The organism is Nocardiopsis alborubida (assembly GCF_012396365.1).
In the GTDB taxonomy this organism is placed as follows: Bacteria; Actinomycetota; Actinomycetes; order Streptosporangiales; family Streptosporangiaceae; genus Nocardiopsis; species Nocardiopsis alborubida.
This window is the reverse complement of the sequence record NZ_JAAXPG010000002.1, coordinates 20,121-37,763: the sequence shown is the minus strand read 5'-3', so window position 1 is coordinate 37,763 and position 17,643 is coordinate 20,121. Positions and strand designations below refer to the sequence as shown.

Sequence of the window (17,643 nt, the reverse complement as noted above, 5' to 3'; positions counted from 1 at the left end):
CCGTCTGGTTAGTCCTGGCCGTTTCCTGCCGAGGGCTCGGTCGTCGGCTCAGCACTCTCGTGCTTCGGCGCCCGGCCTCCGTCTGCGGCCTCAAGCTCGGCCCGGCTGGCGTTCGAGGCCCGATAGGCCACGGCCTCGGTGAGCGCGCCGTCCTGCTTGGTCGTCGCGGTCAGAAAGACGAACTCGGCCCCGTCTGTGTCCTCGTCCGGCTCGAGCCGTGCCAGGGCGGTGTAGCTGTAGTCGAGGCCGCTGATGCCCGCGACCTGGATGTCGAGGTCGGCCAGCCGGTAGTGCCGGTCCTCGCCCGCGGCCATCCACTCGGGCAAGAACTCGGTGAGCGTGCGCGAGTCCGGTCCAAGGACGTCCCAGCGGGCATCGAGGCTGATCTGCTCGTCACGCACCGACCTCGACGACGCCGGTGCCTCGGCCAGCGACAGCACGAAGGTCCTGATGACTCTCCTGTCGCGCTTGACCCTGTCCGCGTCGATCCCGCCGAGCTCGGCGAGCAGCTCGGAGTGCCTGGTCTCCAGTACGGCCTCGGCCCCCTCCTTGTCCTCGACCAGTCCGGCCTTAATGCCCGCGGCCTGCTCGGCCGACGAGGCCTGGTCGCCGGGGCCCAGCGCCATGACCAGGCTGGCCATGGACAGTGCCAGGAGGCTGGCGCAGCCGCCAAGGAAGATGGTGTTGGCGCGCTTCTTGATCCACGTGCCCAAGTCCTGCTTCACCCCTGCTTCACCCCTGCTTCACCTCCATGCCGCGGGCTGAGCCCTGAACCGTCATGCCGGTGCGAATCTCGGAGAAGGTCTGGCCGGTCAGGTCGTAGTCCGCCGACGCCCAGGCGAGCACCGCCGGGCCCTGGCCCTTGGCGGGGTGGCGCTCGATGGCCTGCCAGACCACCGGGATCACCCCGTCGACCTCGACGGTGGCCGGGGTCGACGGGATCCACTCGAAGCCTGAGTCGAAGCTGGCGGGGATGCCCACGGCTTCCGGCACCGAGGCGTCGGAGGCGAGCAGGTACCAGGGGTCGAGTGTTGAAGCGTCGACCGAAGGCGTGAACAGGGGAGTGAGGTCGCGGCGGGTCGAGGCGACCAGCACGGGGTCGAGCACACCGTCGGCGGCCTCGATCCGCGGCGTGAGCTGTCGGTAGTCGTTCTGCAGGGTTGCGACTCGGTCGGCCGAGGCCATCGCCTTAACGAGTCCGCGCTCAACGTCTCGGCCCTCGGGCAGCTCTTCAGCGCGGGCCTCGGCAAGATGGATCTCCTCGCGCAGGTTGAAGATCTCCTTCGCGTTGGCTCTGCTCACTTCAGTACTGGTCGAACCGGAGGAGCCGAAGGCGAGCACGCCGACGACGAGGGCGATCACGACCATGATCACTCCGGCAACCACGGCGCGTGTGGCCAGCAGCTGTTCGTCGTCCTCCGAGTCCTCGTGCAAGGGCTCGTCTTCGTCCGGCCCCGTCTTCGTCTCGACTCGCCTGTCAGCAGGCGTGACGAACGTCCGCCGCGACGCGGACTCGGTTACATCCTCAACGGCGGCGGCTTTGTCCGTCTTTTTTGTCGCCATTCGTTCCCCAAGTCACTCGTTCACTCGTTCGGCAGATTAATCGTATTAGCGCCAATGATTTAATGGCGGATGGATGGTCATCAACTCGACTGGATCGTCCCTGAGGGAGGGGCGCCCGTCAGCGCCGAGACTTCTCCCTCTTCGTCGACGGTGATACGCAGAAGCACCTGCCTCGTCGCGGTCGGCGTTGACCCATCGGAGCCGGGGCGCACGTTGCTCGAACTCACGTCGATGTCGGCCACCACGACGTATTCGTAGTCCGTGCCGATGACTCTCACTGGGTCGACGTCGATGTCCTCGCCGAGGGAGAAGACCAAGCCCACGGCGTCGATGTAGTACTCGCTCGTACCATCGAGGACGGTGCGGGTCGCCGGTGGCATGAACTCGGTAAGGAAGGAGCCCTCCTCGTCGAGACCGAAGCTGTCGATGAGGTCTGTCCGGGCCGCCTCGTAGGACTTGCCGTCGTCCCAGGTGAAAGCCGTGGCGACCACGTCGTCGATGACCGCCCGGTCGGCGACCAGTCTCGACGTCGTCACTCCGAGGGCCTCGTAGGTGTTGGCCTCGGCGGCCTCGTCCTCAGCGGCCCGGGCCGTGGCCAGCCGCTTCTCGAGGCCAGCGATCTCCTCGGACTGGGCGTCGAGCCCGCGGCTGCGCTCCAGTTGCTGCAGTCCCACTCCGATGCACGCGGCCACGAACACCGTGGCGGTTATGAGCACCCAGAGGTTGCGCTGGAGGAACCCCGGGCGGTCACTCGTCGGCCTCTCACTCATTGCGTTCCCCCGTCCTTCTTCGGGGTCTTCTTCGGCGTGATACCGGACTCGTCGGCGCTCAGGTGCTCGACGCCAGCGGTGGTGACGACGAGATCGAGGTCGACGAACGTGCCCGTCTCGCCGTCGAAGTCGGCGCTCGCCCATGCCAGGACGTCCTCGGTCCTCGTGTCGGTGCACGTCCACACCGCGTGGGCACGGCTTTCCTCGCCCACGACCGGCATCGCCGACTCCACAGACCAAGTCGAGGCCGACTCCGGCGATGGGGTGCGCCCGTCGTGGCGGACGTACCAGGCGTAGCGAGGATCGATCGTGCCCGGGCCGTGCGAGACGGCCGTTGACCACTGGTAGGCCTCGGCGTCGTCGAGGACGAGGGTTTCGTCGGCGAAGTATGGTGCCAACGCTCGGCGGTGCTCGGCTACGTCCTCCATCTCCGGACTCGGAGCGCCGTCGTCGGGCGAGGGCGCTGATGCGGCCCGGCGGTAGAGATCGATGAAGCCCTGCTGCTCCTTCGCGACCGACTCAGCCTTCTCGGAGACGTCTGTGGCCAGGGTGGTGAGCGCGGTCTTGGACTCCTCGTCGTCCCGGGGTTCCTCGGCCTGGGCGACGTCGTGCGTCAATGATGCGATCCGCTCAGAGTTCTCGGCCTGCTCGGCTCGGTAGCCCTCCTCGGAAACGGCCGCGACCGCGAGCAGGGCGAGGATCAAAACGCTGATAGTGGCCACGCCTGCCTTGCGCAGGGCACGGGTGTTGTCCTCAGGCGTGCGCGCGACCAGCTGCGCCCGCTTCTCGGTGACCCAGCCGTCAAAGGCCGACTCCAGCTCTGCGCCGGTCATCCTCCGTACCGGCCTACGGTTGGCCACGATGGCCTTCAGTTTCGCCTTCACCGACAGGTCCCGGTCCGAGGCGGTCCCCTCTCCCTCGACCAGCTGCGGGTCGGCATCCTCGTCTCTACTCACACTTAATCCCTTTATGACGATTCGTCATCATTGACAGGTGACTCAATGCTACAACGAAAGACCATTGGAATCCGAGTGGTAAGGCCATTCGACATCGAGACGCGAAAGGGCCCGTGACCGCTCGAAGCGATCACGGGCCCAAGGACGCGGCCTGCGCTCGATCAGACCTTCAGCTCGCCTCCCTCGATGCGGTCGGAGAGATCGGTGAACGACCAGCCGGCGTTCTTCCATTCGCTGGCCTCGACCCACCGGGCGCGGCCGGGGAAGGCGCAGTACGCGGCCTCGCCGATGAGGATCCGGTCACCGTCGACACCGAGGACAATGCCCGTGTGGCCGGCAGCCGAGGAGTTGCCGTGGGAGAAGACCGAGTACGGGGTCGGTGTGCCCGAGGCGTTCGTGGCCAGCAGCTGAGCCATGACGCGGGCGGTGTCCTTGCCGTTGTTGCTCGCGTATCCCTTGTCCCACTGCGCGTACTTGTGCACGAAGTACCACGAGAACGAGGTGCAGTTCTGCACGTAGGAACCGTTGCACTTGGCCGGTCCGCCTCCGTCGGCGAACGCCTCGCCCAGGACCTCGTCGGCCTCCTCGTTGTACAGCTCCATGAGCTTCTCGGCGGCCTTGAGGTCAATACCGCCATCCTTGAGACCGACCGAGCCCCCGCCTCCGCCCCCGCCGTCGGAGTCCCCGCCGGAGCAGGAGACGGTCGAGACCGGGGCGACGTCGGTGACCGAGCCGGACGAGTTCCAGCTCACATGCGGGTGGTCCATGTGGTTCTGCGTCGGAGAACCGCGGTCCTCCATCGGCTGCCAGCCGGTGTCGCCCGCGCTGAGGTTCCAGATCCGCTGCTGCCAGATCACGTACCGGACGTCGCCGAGCTCTTTGTGGTTGTCGATGACGTACTGCGCCAGGGCGTCTCCGGTCCTCTTGCCTTCGCCATCGAGCGCGACCATGAAGTCCACGGCCAGTCCGACGTGGTGACCGTGGGCGTCATCGTCGTACGAGCCGCCGCCGCTGCGGTAGCCCCCAGCGCCCTCGATGCCGGACCCCGGCCCGTCCTTGAACCTCGAGTAGATGAGGTCAGCGGCCTTCTGTACATGCGGCTTGACCTGCCCGAGGTCGAGCTGCTCGAGGCCGTCACTGACGGGCTCGACGTCGGCCGAGTCGGAGCCCTCCTCCCAACCATCCATGGCCTCAAACCACTTCTCGGCCGCCTCCTGCCGAGCGTCGAGGGCGGGCACACCGGCTCGCTCCCACTGAGTCAGGAAGTACTCGGCTGCCTCCGACGGCGAGCCCTTCTTCTCGGAGACCATGCCCTTGATGATCGCCACATCTGCGGGGTTGTCGCCGTCGGGATCGGTCATGAACGACAGCTGGATCTCCATGTCGTACCACTCGCCGCCCGCCGCCTCGGCGTACTCCTGCAGCTTGGTGTTGCGGTCAGCCGTCCACTGGCCCAGACCGATCCCGTAGTTCGTCCCGCCACCGTCGAGCTTGGCCTTCTTCTTCGGGCCGAGCTCGTAAGGCTCGTCGTAGATGCCCTCGACGCCGGTCGGGTCGAGCTCGGATTCGATTTCCCAGTTGCCAAGGATCCCGGCGATGTTCTCGTCGGGCATGCCCATGCCCGAGAGCACCTTGTACACCGCCTGGGCGTGCGCCTCCTGGTCCGGGTCGATGTCGCCGACGCTGATCGGGCCCGACCCGGTGTTGACAATGCAGCTGTGCGAGGAGTTTGCGTCCCCGTTTGCCGCCGTCTGGGAGTCGATGACGGCGCTGGCGAGCGTGCCCGCCGCCAGTGCGATCGCCGCGACCGTGGCCACGCCTGCCGATGCGGTCGCCGCTGCAGGGGCGATGGTGACACCCACGACGGTCGTGACGACACCGGCGATGGCCGAGCCGATCGCGCCGAAGACGCCGCCGACGGCCGTTCCGATCATCTGCGGGATCGCCAGCACCCAGGCCAGCAGCGACTGCAGGAAGCCCAGCGTCGCCGCGGCCAGCTGCATCATCAGCATCTTCAGCCACTTGAGCAGGGTCATGAGCGCGATGACAGCCCCGACCGGAGGGGCTGCGGCGACACCGCCTGCCACCGCGACGCCCTTGGCCGCCTTCGAGCCCGGGGTCTCCTGGTCCTCCTGCTCGCGGACATAACCGGTCCCGCCCGCGCCGAGAGTCTTCTTCCCGCCCTTGATCGCGTCCTTGCCGCCCTCGACCGCGACTCCCTTAGCCGCGCCGATAGCAGCGCCGGGCACCGCCCCGATCCCGCCTGCGGCCGCGCCCTTCTCGGCACCGCCAATCGCACCGGAGACGGCCGAACCGGCGTAGCGGCCCGCCGTCCTGCGCCCCTTGGAGCCGCCATCGCCCTCGATCGCCTTCTGCGTGGCCGATCCCGCGAGGTTGGCACCGGCCCCGTCGAGGCCCTTCGATGCCTTGTCGACCTTGTCCAGCGCCTGAGCGCCGTCGGCAGCCTTGGTCGCCGATCCCACCGACCGACCGGCCGCCGACGCGCCCTCTCCCGCGGGCTGCACGCCGTTCGGGTCCCCGTCTCCTGGCAGGGGCTTCGACCCGGCCCTGGGGGAGGGGCCGGGGCCCCCGGTCGAGGCTGGGGCTGCCGGGGCGGGTCCAAGGCTCTTCGTACCCCTCCCTGCTCCTCCGGACTGTGCCTGCTGGGGCCCCGGTTCCGTTGTCGTACTCGACCGAGATCTCCTGGGAGAGGAGGGCGCGGGAGCCTTACCGCCAGGAGCCGACGCGTTCTGCCCGGAACCGGTCGGCTCGTCCGTGCCCTTCGGCCGCTGCGTGGCCATCGATGCTCCTTTCCTGCTTCGTCGGGCCGAAGGTCAGTAATTGATGAAGAGGAACTTCTCGTCGCTGTTGGCCGAGCTGTTGGACTGCACGTCGCGCAGATCGACGTCGAGGGCCAGCAGATCGAATAGGAGGCTCGACTGATACTCGTTCTTGGCGGAGTAGTAGTCGGCGTAGGCCTGGGAGAGGTTGTTCATGACGTTCGTCAGCGGCCGCATGGTCACGTCCGAGGTGCGGTAGTCCTGCGCCAACGACGACCCGTCCGAGAGCGTCCACTCGATGTCGTCCACTCCGAATCCGTGCTCGTCCGTGCTCTCGAGTGACTTCTCCGACAGGAACTCGCCATAGCTCTGGCCGACCGGGACGAGGACGTCGAGGTAGCCGTTGTAAACATTGCCCGGCCGCCAGTTGAAGTCGAACCCCCCGGGCACGACGGTCTTCGTCGTCAACGCCAGGCTCGACTTGCCGTTCTCCGACTCGGACTTCGACTCACCGGTGACCGCGTCACCGGCGATGAGGTCGGGCACCTGTGGTGGGCGCAGGAAGAGGCCGTCGACTTTCGTCGTCTCCAGGTCCGTGGTGTAGGAGTCGATGCGCGCCAGTGCAGTGCGCATCTCGACGAGCTTGGAGTCCAGGGCTTCGCGCGCCGTCTGCTCGTCCGACTTCAGGGCCACGTCGTAGAAGGCCCGGGCCGGGTCGAAGGTCGCCGCGTCGAGCGAGGCGATCGTCTCCGCCTCCATCGCCCCGGGGTTGAAGAAGACCCGCCACTGGTCGTGCTGGGCGAAGGACTTGTCCCCGGCCAGCTCGTCGGTGGGCTTGTCGTCGGACTCCTTGAACGACAGTTCCTGGTTGGCCCGCATCGTCAGGTTGAGCACCTGCTGGGCGAAGGGCTCGTCGGCCTCAAAGAGGACGCCGATGTAGCCGGTGGAGCCGAAGACGTGGAAGGACGAGGAGATACCCGGCGTCGCGACCGTCTCAGTGTTGAGATTCTCGTCAGAGCCCATGAGGAAGCCCTGGTAGTCGGCGGCGTTGTAGGAGATCTTCGCGCCCTTGTCGAAGTGCATGATCAACAAGGCCTTGTTTCCCAGCTCGTTCGTGTACACCCCGTCGACGTCGCCCTTGAGCTTCGTCTTCGACGTCGTGAAGGTGGGGGTGTACACCGAGGTGTTGGCCAGGGCCTCCTTGCCGGAGTTCCAAGCGGCGAAGGCTGACCCGCCGAAGACGGCCACCGCCGTGACCGCGAAGATCCCGCACACCACGCCGAAGCGCTCCATTGTGTGGTGCGAGTCGAGCTTGAACCTCTTGCCGAAGGCGATGATCGTGTCTTTGAACGCCATGTCCGTCTACACCCCTGCGCCGCTTTCCCTCTCGATGCGCGAATGACGGATCGGGTCGGCTGAGGCCGTATGGCCCCGACCGACCCGATCCGATCGCTGATGGCCCGTGTTGTGGTCCCGGTCAGTTCCAGGCGGAGACGATGACGGACCCGCCGCCGAGCTCTTCGATGGTCTGCTGGCCGCCGGATCCGATGGTCTGGACGATGTTGAAGCCGCCGGTGAAGAGAGCGCCGCCGACGAGCACTAGGAGCGCGATCTTGCCCCAGCCGGCTTGCTGCTGCTCTTTTTGCGGGCTGGCGATGAGCTTGAGTGTGACCAGTACGGCGCCCCAGATGAGCCCGATGCAGCCGAACAGGATCAGCAGGGAGCCGCCCCAGCCCTGGATCGTGCCGGTCGCGTTCTGCAGAAAGCTGCCGATGTCCCAAGCCGCGCTCGGCAGCGGGATGGTCTGAACCCCCGCTTTTTCGATCGTCGTCATGATGTCTTCCTCTCGCCTTTCCATCTCCGATGCACACCTGACAGGCCACCGATTGACATGGGCGACTCACTCGCATCATGCAAGCATGTGATGACTACATACTCGTATGTTTCTCTCATGCGATTGACTGGAGATGGGCGTGTCCTCCTCGGCCGCATCATCGGTCGTCCCACTGTCGTCCTCGTCCACGTATGCGTCCTCGATCATCAATCTACATCATTCCAATGATGATCAATACTCGTTCGGGATGGATCTATTCAATCGACGGCATGATGATCGAGGCCGTAGGACCTTCCTGGGTCGACACGGCCGAGGTGGCGAATCAGTGCGGTCGGCGCATGAGACCGTGTGTACAGTGCGATCTGCTCACTTCCGCGCCGCCTGTACACCACCCCTGAAAGAGACCCTCGACCGATGACGCCACCCATGCCGTCCGACTTCTTCGCCCGCCGCCTGCGCACCGAGCGGGAGCGCGCCGAGATCAGCCAGGCGGAACTCGCCCGACGCATGGCCGCCGTCCTCGGCGTCAAGGTCGACCCCTCGGCCGTGACCCGCATTGAGCAGCAGCAGAGGGCCGTGCGCCTCGACGAGGCCGTCGCCGCAGCCCGGGCCCTCGACCTGCCCCTGATGATGCTCTTGGTCGAGGACCCAGCTGCGGAGAACCAGCGGCGTCTGCACGAATACCTCACCGAGCTCTCCGCCGCTGAGGGACAGTGGAGCCGCTCGCGGGCTGAGATCGACCGGCTCACCGTCGCCATCAAGGCGCTGACCGACGAGCGCATCCAGCTAGCCCGCGCTCAGCCGTCCACGCCCCCGCTCGACCCGGAGTTGGCCGAGGCCATCGACGCCCGCATCCCTCTCGACGAGAACGAGAGCCGCGGCTGGGAGCGAGAGGAGCCGACCTGGGGGGACGAGGACTGAGGCCTACAAGTCCAGCCTCATCGCGGAGTTGCGCGCCGCCGAGTTCAACTCGCAGTCGTAGAGGTCGACCGTCTCAGTCTTCTTCCACCTGTCGGCGCGCATGATCTCCTCAGCGCTCGCACCGTTGCGCCTGACCTGTCCGTGCCCAGCCCGCTGAACACAGAGAGGACGAGGGCTCTCTGCGTCGCCTCCTGGCCCGCAGCACTGTGCTCTTCGACCACCCGGACGCCGACTTACCTTTCCGACTGCGCCTACGCCGACCGCACTTCGCCAGATGCCTCCTCGCTCCGGCCTCGCACGGAAAACTGGGGCCGTCCCCGCCTGCGTGATCTAGTCGGGGATCGAGGTCCTCGGTGCCAACTACGACTGGTTGCGCTCCCTCGTGCGCGACATCGTCTGCCGCAGAGACCCTGGCCGCGAATCGGTTCACCGGCACGAGCAACCCGACCCATACCCCGGCTGGCGCATGAACCCGGTAGCCCTGGTCAGCATCGACCGCTGGGGCTGGATCGAGTCCTGGACCCCAATGCGTTCTGCGTTGGTCTCCGGGCTTGTGCGCGCGATCCGCGTTCTACCCGCCAGCCCGTACTTGTGGTGGTCGATGCGCCCGGGCCTTCTCTTCGGCAGATCGGCCCCACGGAGAGGAGACCGAGATCCACGCGCGGGCCGACGAGGTCCTCGCCCGAGCCGCTGATCGTTCGCAGAGTTGGGATAGCGTCGATGGCATGGGATTCGATTGGGAAGGTATTCTCGGTGCGCACGGCGCGAGCCTGGCCGAGGCCTACGACGACGCTGCCTCCGCCGAGGTCTACGATGAGCCGATGGTCGAGTTCGAGGACTACGGTCCGATGCCAGCCCTCGTCGTCGGAGAGGACGACGCCTGAGCCCTACCGTCACCCGTGATCACCCATCATCTCCAGAGCGAACCACTCCGCGCATCGTTTCCGGACACTGTGCGGGATCCTGTGCGGTATTTGGTCTACCTTGAATCTCCGTCACCACGTATAGCCAGGTAAAAGGCATGTTGAGCGCGCGCGACGTCAAGATCAACTGGGTCTGGATGCCGCCGTGGGGCCCGGACAAGATCACCGACGACGGGCGCGACCAGCTGCGCATGCTGGGCTTCAACGTCTGACCCGCGCCGTCGCACGAACGGGCCGGTACCCCTCGGGGACCGGCCCGTTCGCGTGCGCGGGAGTCATACCGTGCGGCGAACGGCCCCCGCGCGGTCGGGCGCGGGGGCCGCGGAGCGTCAGGGCCTTCGGGCGCGGGCGCCCGGGGCCGTCAGTAGACGAGGGGGGTGAACTGGGGAGCGGCGAAGCTGCCGCCGGCGTGGAAGTCGACGCTGCGGCCGGAGGGGATCGGGTACAGGCGGGTGGTCTTGTACGCGGAGTTGGCCCAGGTCCCCCGGATGGTCACGGAGTAGGAGGAGTAGGAGGAGTGGAGACCGGTGCTGGTGCACTGGCCGGGGTTGACCACGAAGGTGGTGAAGTCGCCGAAGTCGGCGTAGGCCGTGTAGTCGGAGGACACGTTGCACAGGCGGAAGGTGCCCGCGGCGGCGGCGGGGGCGGCGGTGCCCACCGTGAGGCCGAGGGAGAGCAGTAGGCCCAGGGCCAGGGTGAGGGCGAGCGACTTGCCTCGTGAGAGCGCGGCGGACATGGAACTCCTCAGTGTGGTCGTGGATCAGGAGTAGGACCGCACCCGGAAAGGGGGCGGTGCGTAGTCAACCACACGCGGAAGGCCACTTCTAGGCTTTGTGTGCTTTTCTCTCTGTCTTTGTGTGTGTTCATGAGGACTTCGTGTGACCTTGGCGTGTTGCAACGCTCCGTTCGCACAGGAAACGCGGCATCACCGCCGCGCTCCGCGGCACCGCGGGGGCGTACGCGGCGGAGGCGGGGGAGCGTACGCGGAGAAGGCCCCCGGTGCCCCGAAACCGCCGCCCCCGGTCCTCGGGCGGGAGTGGCCCGACGGCCGGGGGCGAAGGGCCCGGAACGCGAAGAGCGCCCGCGGCCGGGGGCGGCGGGCGCTCTTCGCTGCGCGTGCCTAGTGCGCGGCGAACATGCCCGCGCGCAGCTCCGCGGCGATGTCGTTGTCACCGCGCAGGGACAGCAGGTCGACCAGAGACTGGGGGTCGGCGAACGCCTCGTCGTCGCTGTCGGTGATCCGGCGGGAGAGGATCTTCAGGGCGTCCTCGGTGGAGGCGGGCGCGGTGTAGCCGCTCAGGTGCAGTGCCCGTGCCGTGGGGGAGTAGCCGCTCAGGTCGGTGGCGGGCAGCTTGCGTGCGTCCAGGCGGTCGCCCGCCACGGTGATGAAGACGCGGTCGCCGGGCTGGGCGGCCTGGCGGCGCAGCAGGGGACGCAGGGAGTCGAACGCCGGCTGGTCGCGCCAGACCAGTACCAGCAGGTCCGCGCCCGGCGCGGTCAGGCACAGCAGCCGTCCGGGCTGGAGGCCCAGGTGGGTGGCGTACCCGGTGGGGACTGCCACGGGCGCGCCGTTGAGGTGGTCGGCGGTGATGTCGATGCGGTGCCACCAGCGCCCGTCGGGGGCGCGGAAGCAGCGGGCCGCCGTGGCCGGGTCGCTCGCACCGGTCCGCGAGGGCGGAGCGGGCGGCGCGATCGGGGACGTGGGCGGCAGGCCGTGGGCCTGTCCGGGCGCCGGGCCCAGCGGTACGACGCGGTGCGGGTCCAGGGCGGCGGCGCCGAAGGCCGCGGGAGCCTGCTCGGGCCCGGGGCTGTGCTGGTGGGCGGGCGCGGGGTCGGGGTCGGCCGGGGCCGCGGACGGCTGCGCGTCCATGCGCCGCCGGATGGGCAGCCCGTTCTCGGTGGTGGCCCCCGAGTCCTCCGGGGCGGTGTGGCCCGGGTGGTTGGTCGGCATCTCCATGGGCACCGACGGGTCCGTGAACACGTGCCCGTCCCGCAGGCTCACCCCGGGGGTGCTCAACAGCCAGGCGCGCAGCTCCTGCTGACGGATGCCGATCCGGCTGAGCCGGATCCCGGCCTCGGTCATGCTGGGGGCGTCGCCCAGCAGCTCGCGGGTCTGCCAGCGCAGCCGGTTGGGGTCGTCGGCGATCAGCCAGCCGTTGTGCATGCGCCGGTCGGTGAACAGGGTGATGATCACCCGCCACAGCGGCGTGTTGAGGGTGGGCACGTCGACCGGGTGGTCGGGGTGGGCGTTGATCAGGCGGTCGATGGTGGTCGCCGCGCCCAGCTGCTCGGACAGCTCGCGCAGGTGCTTGGTGACCGCGGCCCCCTCGGGGGCGTTGAGCCAGCGCAGCAGGCGCTCCTCCACCTTGCGCTGGGCGGAGCGGATCTCGGTGACGTCCACCGCGATCTGCTCCGAGAGCACGCGGATGCTGATGGGGTCGGTGGCGAACAGGCGCTCGGCGGCCACCGTGCGCTCCAGATCCGGCCAGGAGCGGAACATCTCCTCGACCAGGTCCACCAGGGGGTGCTGTCCCAGCGCCGGGGCGGGGGGGCGCTCCTCGGCGTGGTCGGGGCGCATGGCCTTGGGCGGACCGAAGCTGGGGCGGCGCAGGGTGCGCCCGGGGCCCAGCAGGGAGCTGCGGAACTGGGAGCGCAGGTCGCCCGCGCCCTCGCTGTGCGCGCCGTCGCCGCCCACGGCCTCGGTGTGCAGGGCGGAGCCGGGGATCATCGCGGCCGAACTGACCATGGCCGTGGCCGCCTGTTCCCGGAGCGGGGCGCCGGAGGGCTCGGACTCCTCGCCGCGCTGGGCGCGCAGGGCCCGCAGCGTGCGGATCGCGCGGGTCGCCGGGGTCTGCGGCGGCGACGCGTGCCCGGAGCCCTCGCCGCCCGCGCCGGAGCCTGTGGCGGCGGTGAGGTACTCCAGCGCACTGTGCACGTGCTCGGGCGCGGAGTCGGGAAGCCAGTGGGCGATGGTGCGCACGGCCTCCATCATCAGGGCGGGGGAGGGGGTGGGCCCTCCGGGAAGCTCGCAGCAGGGCTGTAGCGCCCGCCAGGCCACCGTGCTCAGGATGTCCATGGGGTCGCAGTCGGCGAGCGGCCACGCGCCGATCTCCTGCGGGCTCGTGGAGATGAGGCGCTCCCAGTCCCCGGCGGTGGCCACGACCGCGCCGCGCACGGGCTCGGAGAGGTCGGAGCAGTCCACCAGCTGGGTGCGCAGGCTCGGCAGGAACTCGGCCAGGGGCAGGTGCGACCACTGCTCCAGGGCCAGGCGGGCGATGCCGTGCGCGAGCCAGGGCGGACCCGCGATGTCCAGGACGCGTGCGACGGGCAGCGAGTGCCACCAGCCGTCGATCAGGCGGTCGTGGTGGAGCAGGGGTGCCACGTCCGGCGACCTCGACCACCGCAGTGCGGGCGCGAGGTCGACGAGGCAGATCGGAGAGACGGCGTTCATCCGCTGGGGACCTCGACCTCCTGGTGTCTGCACGTGAATTGGGGAGGAACCGCACGGGCCTTCGGTTCGATGCACCACAGTACGCGCCCCTCACCCGCGTGGAGGCCGGAAGGGAGGCCGGTCCGTGTGCCACGGGCGGGCACGGCGAGCCGGGGGACAGGGGTGCCGTGAGCACTTCCCCGAGATCGTACGTCCCCTGAGGCCACATGGGTACCCCCGGGCGTGCCAGGTCCACCGCGACCGGACCGTGACTGCGCTGTGTGATGACCGTGACGAGGGCGTTCCGGGGTTCGGACCCGCGCGGGCGTGTGAGTTACCTCATACGGGGTCCCGGGTTCTTCCCGGGGCAACCGGTCGTTGGTATTCACGGCGCCTTCACATGGGCGTCCCCTGCGCGCAACGGACGCGCGCGACCCCTCCGGGAAGGATGGACCGTGGCGGGGTGTGCCGACCCACTCCGTTCCAGGCGCTCTGCCGTCGGCCGCGGGTATGCTGGACGGGCACTGTCCCTCGCCCGGGCGACCTTCCGGCCGGACGGCCGCGCCTGGTGGCCGACAGGGGTCGACGGTGTTCGGACACGGGTGGTGGCCGGACCGCGGCCCGACACCACGATTGCCGTACCCGCGCACCCTCGGCGCGCGCAGGCGTGGGACGGTCGAGCCGGATGATTGGTTGACGTGACAGACCTTGAGACGAATCCCCCAGCGGCCGTTCGGCCCCACAGACCGGAACCCATCCGGTCCTACGTGGCGATCGGCGACAGCATCACCGAGGGGATGGAAGACGACAGCGGCCCGGACGGAGAGTACCGGGGATTCGCCGACCGACTGGCGGAGCACCTGGCCACGGTGACCCCCGACTTCCGCTACGCCAACCTGGGCGTGCGCGGGCGCCGGATGCGCCACATCTTCGGTGAGCAGCTCGACCAGACGCTGGCCTGGAAACCCGATCTGGTCACCGTCCTGGCCGGAGGCAACGACGTCCTGCGCCCGGGAGGGGACCTCGACCGGCTGGCCGAGCACTTCGAGTGGGGCATCCGCCAGCTGCGCGACGCCGGAATCCGTGTGGTGATCCTGTCCGGCCACGACACCGGGTGGATCCCGGTCCTGCGCTACTACCGGGGCCGCATCGCCGTGTTCAGCATGCACATGCGCGCCGTCGCCGAGCGCACCGGCACCGAGATCGTCGACCTGTGGGCGCTCAACGCCCTGACCGACTCCCGCGCCTGGAGCGAGGACCGCCTGCACCTCAACGGCGCGGGCCACCAGATCGTCGCCGCGCGCATCGCCGACCTGCTCGGCTTCCCCATGGGACCGCCCGAGTCCTGGACCGACCCGTGGACCACCCCGCCACGGCAGCTGCCCCGCATCCTGCGCCGCCGCGAGAACCGCCGCTGGGCCCGCCAGTACCTGGTGCCGTGGCTGCGCCGCCGCGCCATGGGCCGCTCCTCCGGGGACGGCCGCCTGCCCAAGCGCCCCGAGCTGGACTACCTGCACGACGAGGACACCCGGTCCCGGATCGCCAGGACCATCGAGGAGGGCAAGGCCCGGGAGGGCACCTACAACGGCTTCGACCCCGCCGAGAGCGCGCCCACCAGCAGCCCCTCGGGCACCAAGGGCCCCGACCCGGTGGACTGACCCGACCGCTCGCCGACGTGCGACGGCGCCCCGCACCGGGCCCGGTGCGGGGCGCCGCCACGTCCACCGCTCAACTGCGCGACAGGGACTGGATGAGGTCGCTGATGTGCACCACGCCCAGGCACTGGCCGTAGGAGTTGGTGGCGATCAGGTCGTCGTAGACCCGCTCGGTGTCCTGGCCCGCCACCCGCAGCGCCGCCAGCGCCGACATCCACGCCGGGACCGTGCGCGGGGGCTCGGCCAGCCGCAGCGCCGGACGCTTGGCGTGCAGGGCGTGCCCGTAGCGGCCCGTCACCGACAACAGGAAGCGCGTGCGGTCGACGACCCCGACCGGGCGGTCCCGGTGGTCGATGAGGATGACGCTGTTCAGCGCCGGATCCCCGGTGAAGGACTCCAGCACCTGCTCCGCGGTCGCGTCGGAGTCCAGTCCCACGGGCGGCACCATGAACTCGGTGACCCGGGGCCCGGAGTCCTCCTCCCCGCCCTGCCCGGTGCTCGGCTCGGGCACCGGGGTCACCCGCTCGCCTGGCCGCCACGCGCGGTCGGCGAAGAACGGCCCCGTGCCCACCCGTATCCCGCAGCGGCGCAGCCGCACCACGTCCTCGGCGGTGCCCACTCCCGAGGCCAGCGCGTACACGCCGCTGCCCCGGCCGATCCGCGCCAGGCCCTCCACCACGGTGGCGTGCCGCTGGTCCCCGGCCACCCCGGACACGATCGCCGGGTCGATCCGCATCAGGAACGGCGCGGCCTCCACCACCAGGTCCGGGCGCACCATCGCCGTCCCGAACCCGCACCGGAAACCCGCCGCACGCAGCCGGGAGACCCCCGCCACCACGGTCCTGCGCGCCAGCTCGGCCATGTCCGGACTGAGCATGAAGGTGATGTCGCGCGGCCGACGGCCCGCACGGCGCAACAGGCTCTCCACCAGCGGGGCGAACCCCTCCCCGGCCAGGATCCGCGCGGGCAGCGGCAGGACCATCGGCAGCAGGCTCTCGGACACGGCGGTCTCCCGGACCAGGGCCAGGAGCCACTCGGCCACGGCCGACTCCTCCTGGGGGGTCACCTCCGCGTAGGAGCCCCGCGCGGTGGGCGGCGGGGAGGCGGTGACCTCCACGGCCACCACGGTCCCCGAGTCCAGGTCGACGACGGGCTGGTAGCCGGGGGCGCCCGGGGCACGGCGGGCCACCGCACCCGGCCCGTCCGGATGCGCCGTGGGAGTGTGTTGGGGATGCAGCGCAGTCACAGTCCTCATGGTGACCCCGAATCGGTCCCACCTGAAGACTTGTTCTCGGCTGTTCCCCTCACCTTCACCGGGGTGTAGGGAGGGCGGCTCGACGGCGTTCACGTCCGGAGGCAATCGCGTACCGACGGTGAGGGGCGCTTTCCCGGACGTGCGCGGCCCGTCCGGACCCTTCCGGGCCGTCCCGGCTGGTCCGCGTACGGCGTCGCCGGGTGCGCGCACGACACCGCCCGCCGGGTTCGTCCCGGCGGGCGGTGTCGTGCGCGCGTACGCGGGGAGGCCGCGTCCGGCGAGGGGTCAGGCGCGGCGGAAGACCACCGCGATGTTGTGGCCGCCGAACCCGAAGGACTCGTTGATGGCCGCCACGTCGCCCGTGGGCATGTCCCGGGGCTTGTCGCGGACGATGTCCACGGCCACGCCCGGGTCGAGCTCCTCGATGTTGATGGTCGGCGGGATGCGCCCGTCGTGCAGCGCCAGGATGGTCGCGATCGACTCCACGGCGCCCGCGCCGCCCAGCAGGTGACCGGTCATGGACTTGGTGGAGGTCACCGCGACGCGGTCGGCGACGGAGTCGCCCAGCGCGGTGCGGATCGCGCGCGTCTCGCCCACGTCCCCGGCCGGGGTGGAGGTGGCGTGCGCGTTGACGTGCACGACGTCCTCGGGGGTGAGGTCGGCGTCGGCCAGGGCCTGGGTGATGGCGCGGGCCTGGCCGGTGCCCTCCGGCTCGGGCTGGACGATGTCGTAGGCGTCGTTGGTGTAGCCCACGCCCGAGGCGTGCGCGTACACGCGGGCGCCCCGGCGGGCGGCGTGCTCGGCCGACTCCAGGATGAGGATGCCCGCGCCCTCGCCCATGACGAAGCCGTCGCGGTCCTTGTCCCAGGGGCGGGAGGCGTGCTGCGGGTCGTCGTTGCGCGTGGACAGCGCGCGCATGGACGCGAACGAGGCGATGTTGAGCGGGTGGATCGCGGCCTCGGTACCGCCCGCGATCACCACGTCGGCGCGGCCGGAGCGGATCATGTCCACACCGTTGGCGATGGCCTCGGCGCTGGAGGCGCAGGCGCTCACCGGCACGTGCGAACCGGCCCGGGCGGTGTACTCCAGGCTGATCGCGGCGGCGGGGCTGTTGGGCATGAGCATGGGCACGGTGAAGGGGGAGACCCGCTTCCAGCCCTTCTCACGGAAGGTGTCGTACTGCTCCAGGATGGTGAGGATACCGCCGATCCCGCTGGAGACCACCACACCCAGGCGGATCGGGTCCACCTCGGGGGAGCCGGCGTCCTGCCAGGCCTCCTCCGCGGCGATCAGCGCGAACTGCTGGGTGCGGTCCAGGCGGCGCAGGCGCGGCCTGGGGAGCTTCTCGGAGGGTTCCTGCGCGATCTGGCCGGCGAAGTGCACCGGGAGCTTCTCGTGCCACTCCTCCGGCAGCATGCTGATGCCGGAGCGGCCGTCGAGGAGCGCGGACCATGTGGTCGCGACGTCACCCCCGAGGGGGGTGGTGGCGCCGAGGCCGGTGACGACGACATCGGTCTTGGACATGATCCGATCGCCCTTCTCGTGGGTCGTTCCCG

Annotated in this window: 14 protein-coding genes and 1 pseudogene; 4 read left to right on the top strand and 11 right to left on the bottom strand. The window is 69.6% G+C overall.

Features of this window, described 5'->3' with window-relative positions; all coding sequences use genetic code 11:
• Nucleotides 1-8: 8 nt before the first annotated feature.
• From HGB44_RS02390 to HGB44_RS02360, 7 genes are all read right to left on the bottom strand, one after another.
• Nucleotides 9-725, bottom strand: a complete 717-nt coding sequence (locus HGB44_RS02390; RefSeq protein WP_061080032.1) for a hypothetical protein — start codon at nt 723-725, stop codon at nt 9-11.
• 7 nt (nt 726-732) lie between these two features.
• Complete coding sequence (locus tag HGB44_RS02385) at nt 733-1,434, bottom strand: hypothetical protein (RefSeq protein WP_168443892.1); 702 nt, start codon at nt 1,432-1,434, stop codon at nt 733-735.
• Nucleotides 1,435-1,643: 209 nt separating this feature from the next.
• Nucleotides 1,644-2,333 (bottom strand): hypothetical protein, encoded by a 690-nt coding sequence (locus HGB44_RS02380; RefSeq protein WP_061080034.1) that lies wholly within the window; start codon nt 2,331-2,333, stop codon nt 1,644-1,646.
• Nucleotides 2,330-3,289 (bottom strand): hypothetical protein, encoded by a 960-nt coding sequence (locus HGB44_RS02375; protein WP_061080035.1) that lies wholly within the window; start codon nt 3,287-3,289, stop codon nt 2,330-2,332. Before HGB44_RS02375 ends, HGB44_RS02380 begins: the two co-directional genes overlap by 4 nt.
• Before the next feature lie 161 nt (nt 3,290-3,450).
• The gene (locus HGB44_RS31725; RefSeq protein ID WP_168443891.1) at nt 3,451-5,772 is read right to left on the bottom strand and encodes a phage tail tip lysozyme; all 2,322 of its coding nucleotides are present in this window, start codon (nt 5,770-5,772) and stop codon (nt 3,451-3,453) included.
• 351 nt (nt 5,773-6,123) lie between these two features.
• Complete coding sequence (locus HGB44_RS02365; protein WP_061080037.1) at nt 6,124-7,425, bottom strand: hypothetical protein; 1,302 nt, start codon at nt 7,423-7,425, stop codon at nt 6,124-6,126.
• A gap of 121 nt (nt 7,426-7,546) precedes the next feature.
• Nucleotides 7,547-7,903: a hypothetical protein gene (locus HGB44_RS02360; protein WP_061080038.1), complete on the bottom strand. Its 357-nt coding sequence runs from the start codon at nt 7,901-7,903 to the stop codon at nt 7,547-7,549.
• 414 nt (nt 7,904-8,317) lie between these two features.
• Here HGB44_RS02360 and HGB44_RS02355 point away from each other — a divergent pair, with 414 nt between their 5' ends.
• The 3 genes and pseudogenes from HGB44_RS02355 to HGB44_RS02345 form a co-directional block, all read left to right on the top strand.
• A complete protein-coding gene (locus HGB44_RS02355) occupies nt 8,318-8,824 on the top strand; it encodes a helix-turn-helix domain-containing protein (RefSeq protein WP_061080039.1) in 507 nt (168 codons plus the stop codon).
• Between the two features lie 725 nt (nt 8,825-9,549).
• Nucleotides 9,550-9,708 (top strand): hypothetical protein, encoded by a 159-nt coding sequence (locus tag HGB44_RS02350; protein WP_168443890.1) that lies wholly within the window; start codon nt 9,550-9,552, stop codon nt 9,706-9,708.
• A gap of 149 nt (nt 9,709-9,857) precedes the next feature.
• Nucleotides 9,858-9,959: pseudogene (locus tag HGB44_RS02345) on the top strand (metal-sulfur cluster assembly factor); the annotation flags it as partial.
• A 149-nt stretch (nt 9,960-10,108) separates the two neighbouring features.
• Here the strand turns inward: HGB44_RS02345 and HGB44_RS02340 are convergent.
• Nucleotides 10,109-10,483: a hypothetical protein gene (locus HGB44_RS02340; RefSeq protein WP_061080040.1), complete on the bottom strand. Its 375-nt coding sequence runs from the start codon at nt 10,481-10,483 to the stop codon at nt 10,109-10,111.
• Nucleotides 10,484-10,867: 384 nt separating this feature from the next.
• Nucleotides 10,868-13,198, bottom strand: coding sequence for a hypothetical protein (locus HGB44_RS02335; protein WP_061080041.1), 2,331 nt, complete (start codon nt 13,196-13,198; stop codon nt 10,868-10,870).
• A 746-nt stretch (nt 13,199-13,944) separates the two neighbouring features.
• Here HGB44_RS02335 and HGB44_RS02330 point away from each other — a divergent pair.
• On the top strand, nt 13,945-14,835 hold the full coding sequence (locus HGB44_RS02330) for an SGNH/GDSL hydrolase family protein (RefSeq protein ID WP_061080042.1): 891 nt from the start codon (nt 13,945-13,947) through the stop codon (nt 14,833-14,835).
• Nucleotides 14,836-14,905: 70 nt separating this feature from the next.
• On the opposite strand, the gene HGB44_RS02325 is transcribed toward HGB44_RS02330, so the two are convergent.
• Nucleotides 14,906-16,087: an EAL domain-containing protein gene (locus tag HGB44_RS02325; RefSeq protein WP_210751110.1), complete on the bottom strand. Its 1,182-nt coding sequence runs from the start codon at nt 16,085-16,087 to the stop codon at nt 14,906-14,908.
• 285 nt (nt 16,088-16,372) lie between these two features.
• Nucleotides 16,373-17,611 carry a beta-ketoacyl-ACP synthase II gene (gene fabF / locus HGB44_RS02320; protein ID WP_061080044.1) on the bottom strand — a complete coding sequence of 413 codons (1,239 nt, stop codon included), beginning with the start codon at nt 17,609-17,611 and terminating at the stop codon, nt 16,373-16,375.
• Nucleotides 17,612-17,643: the final 32 nt, after the last annotated feature.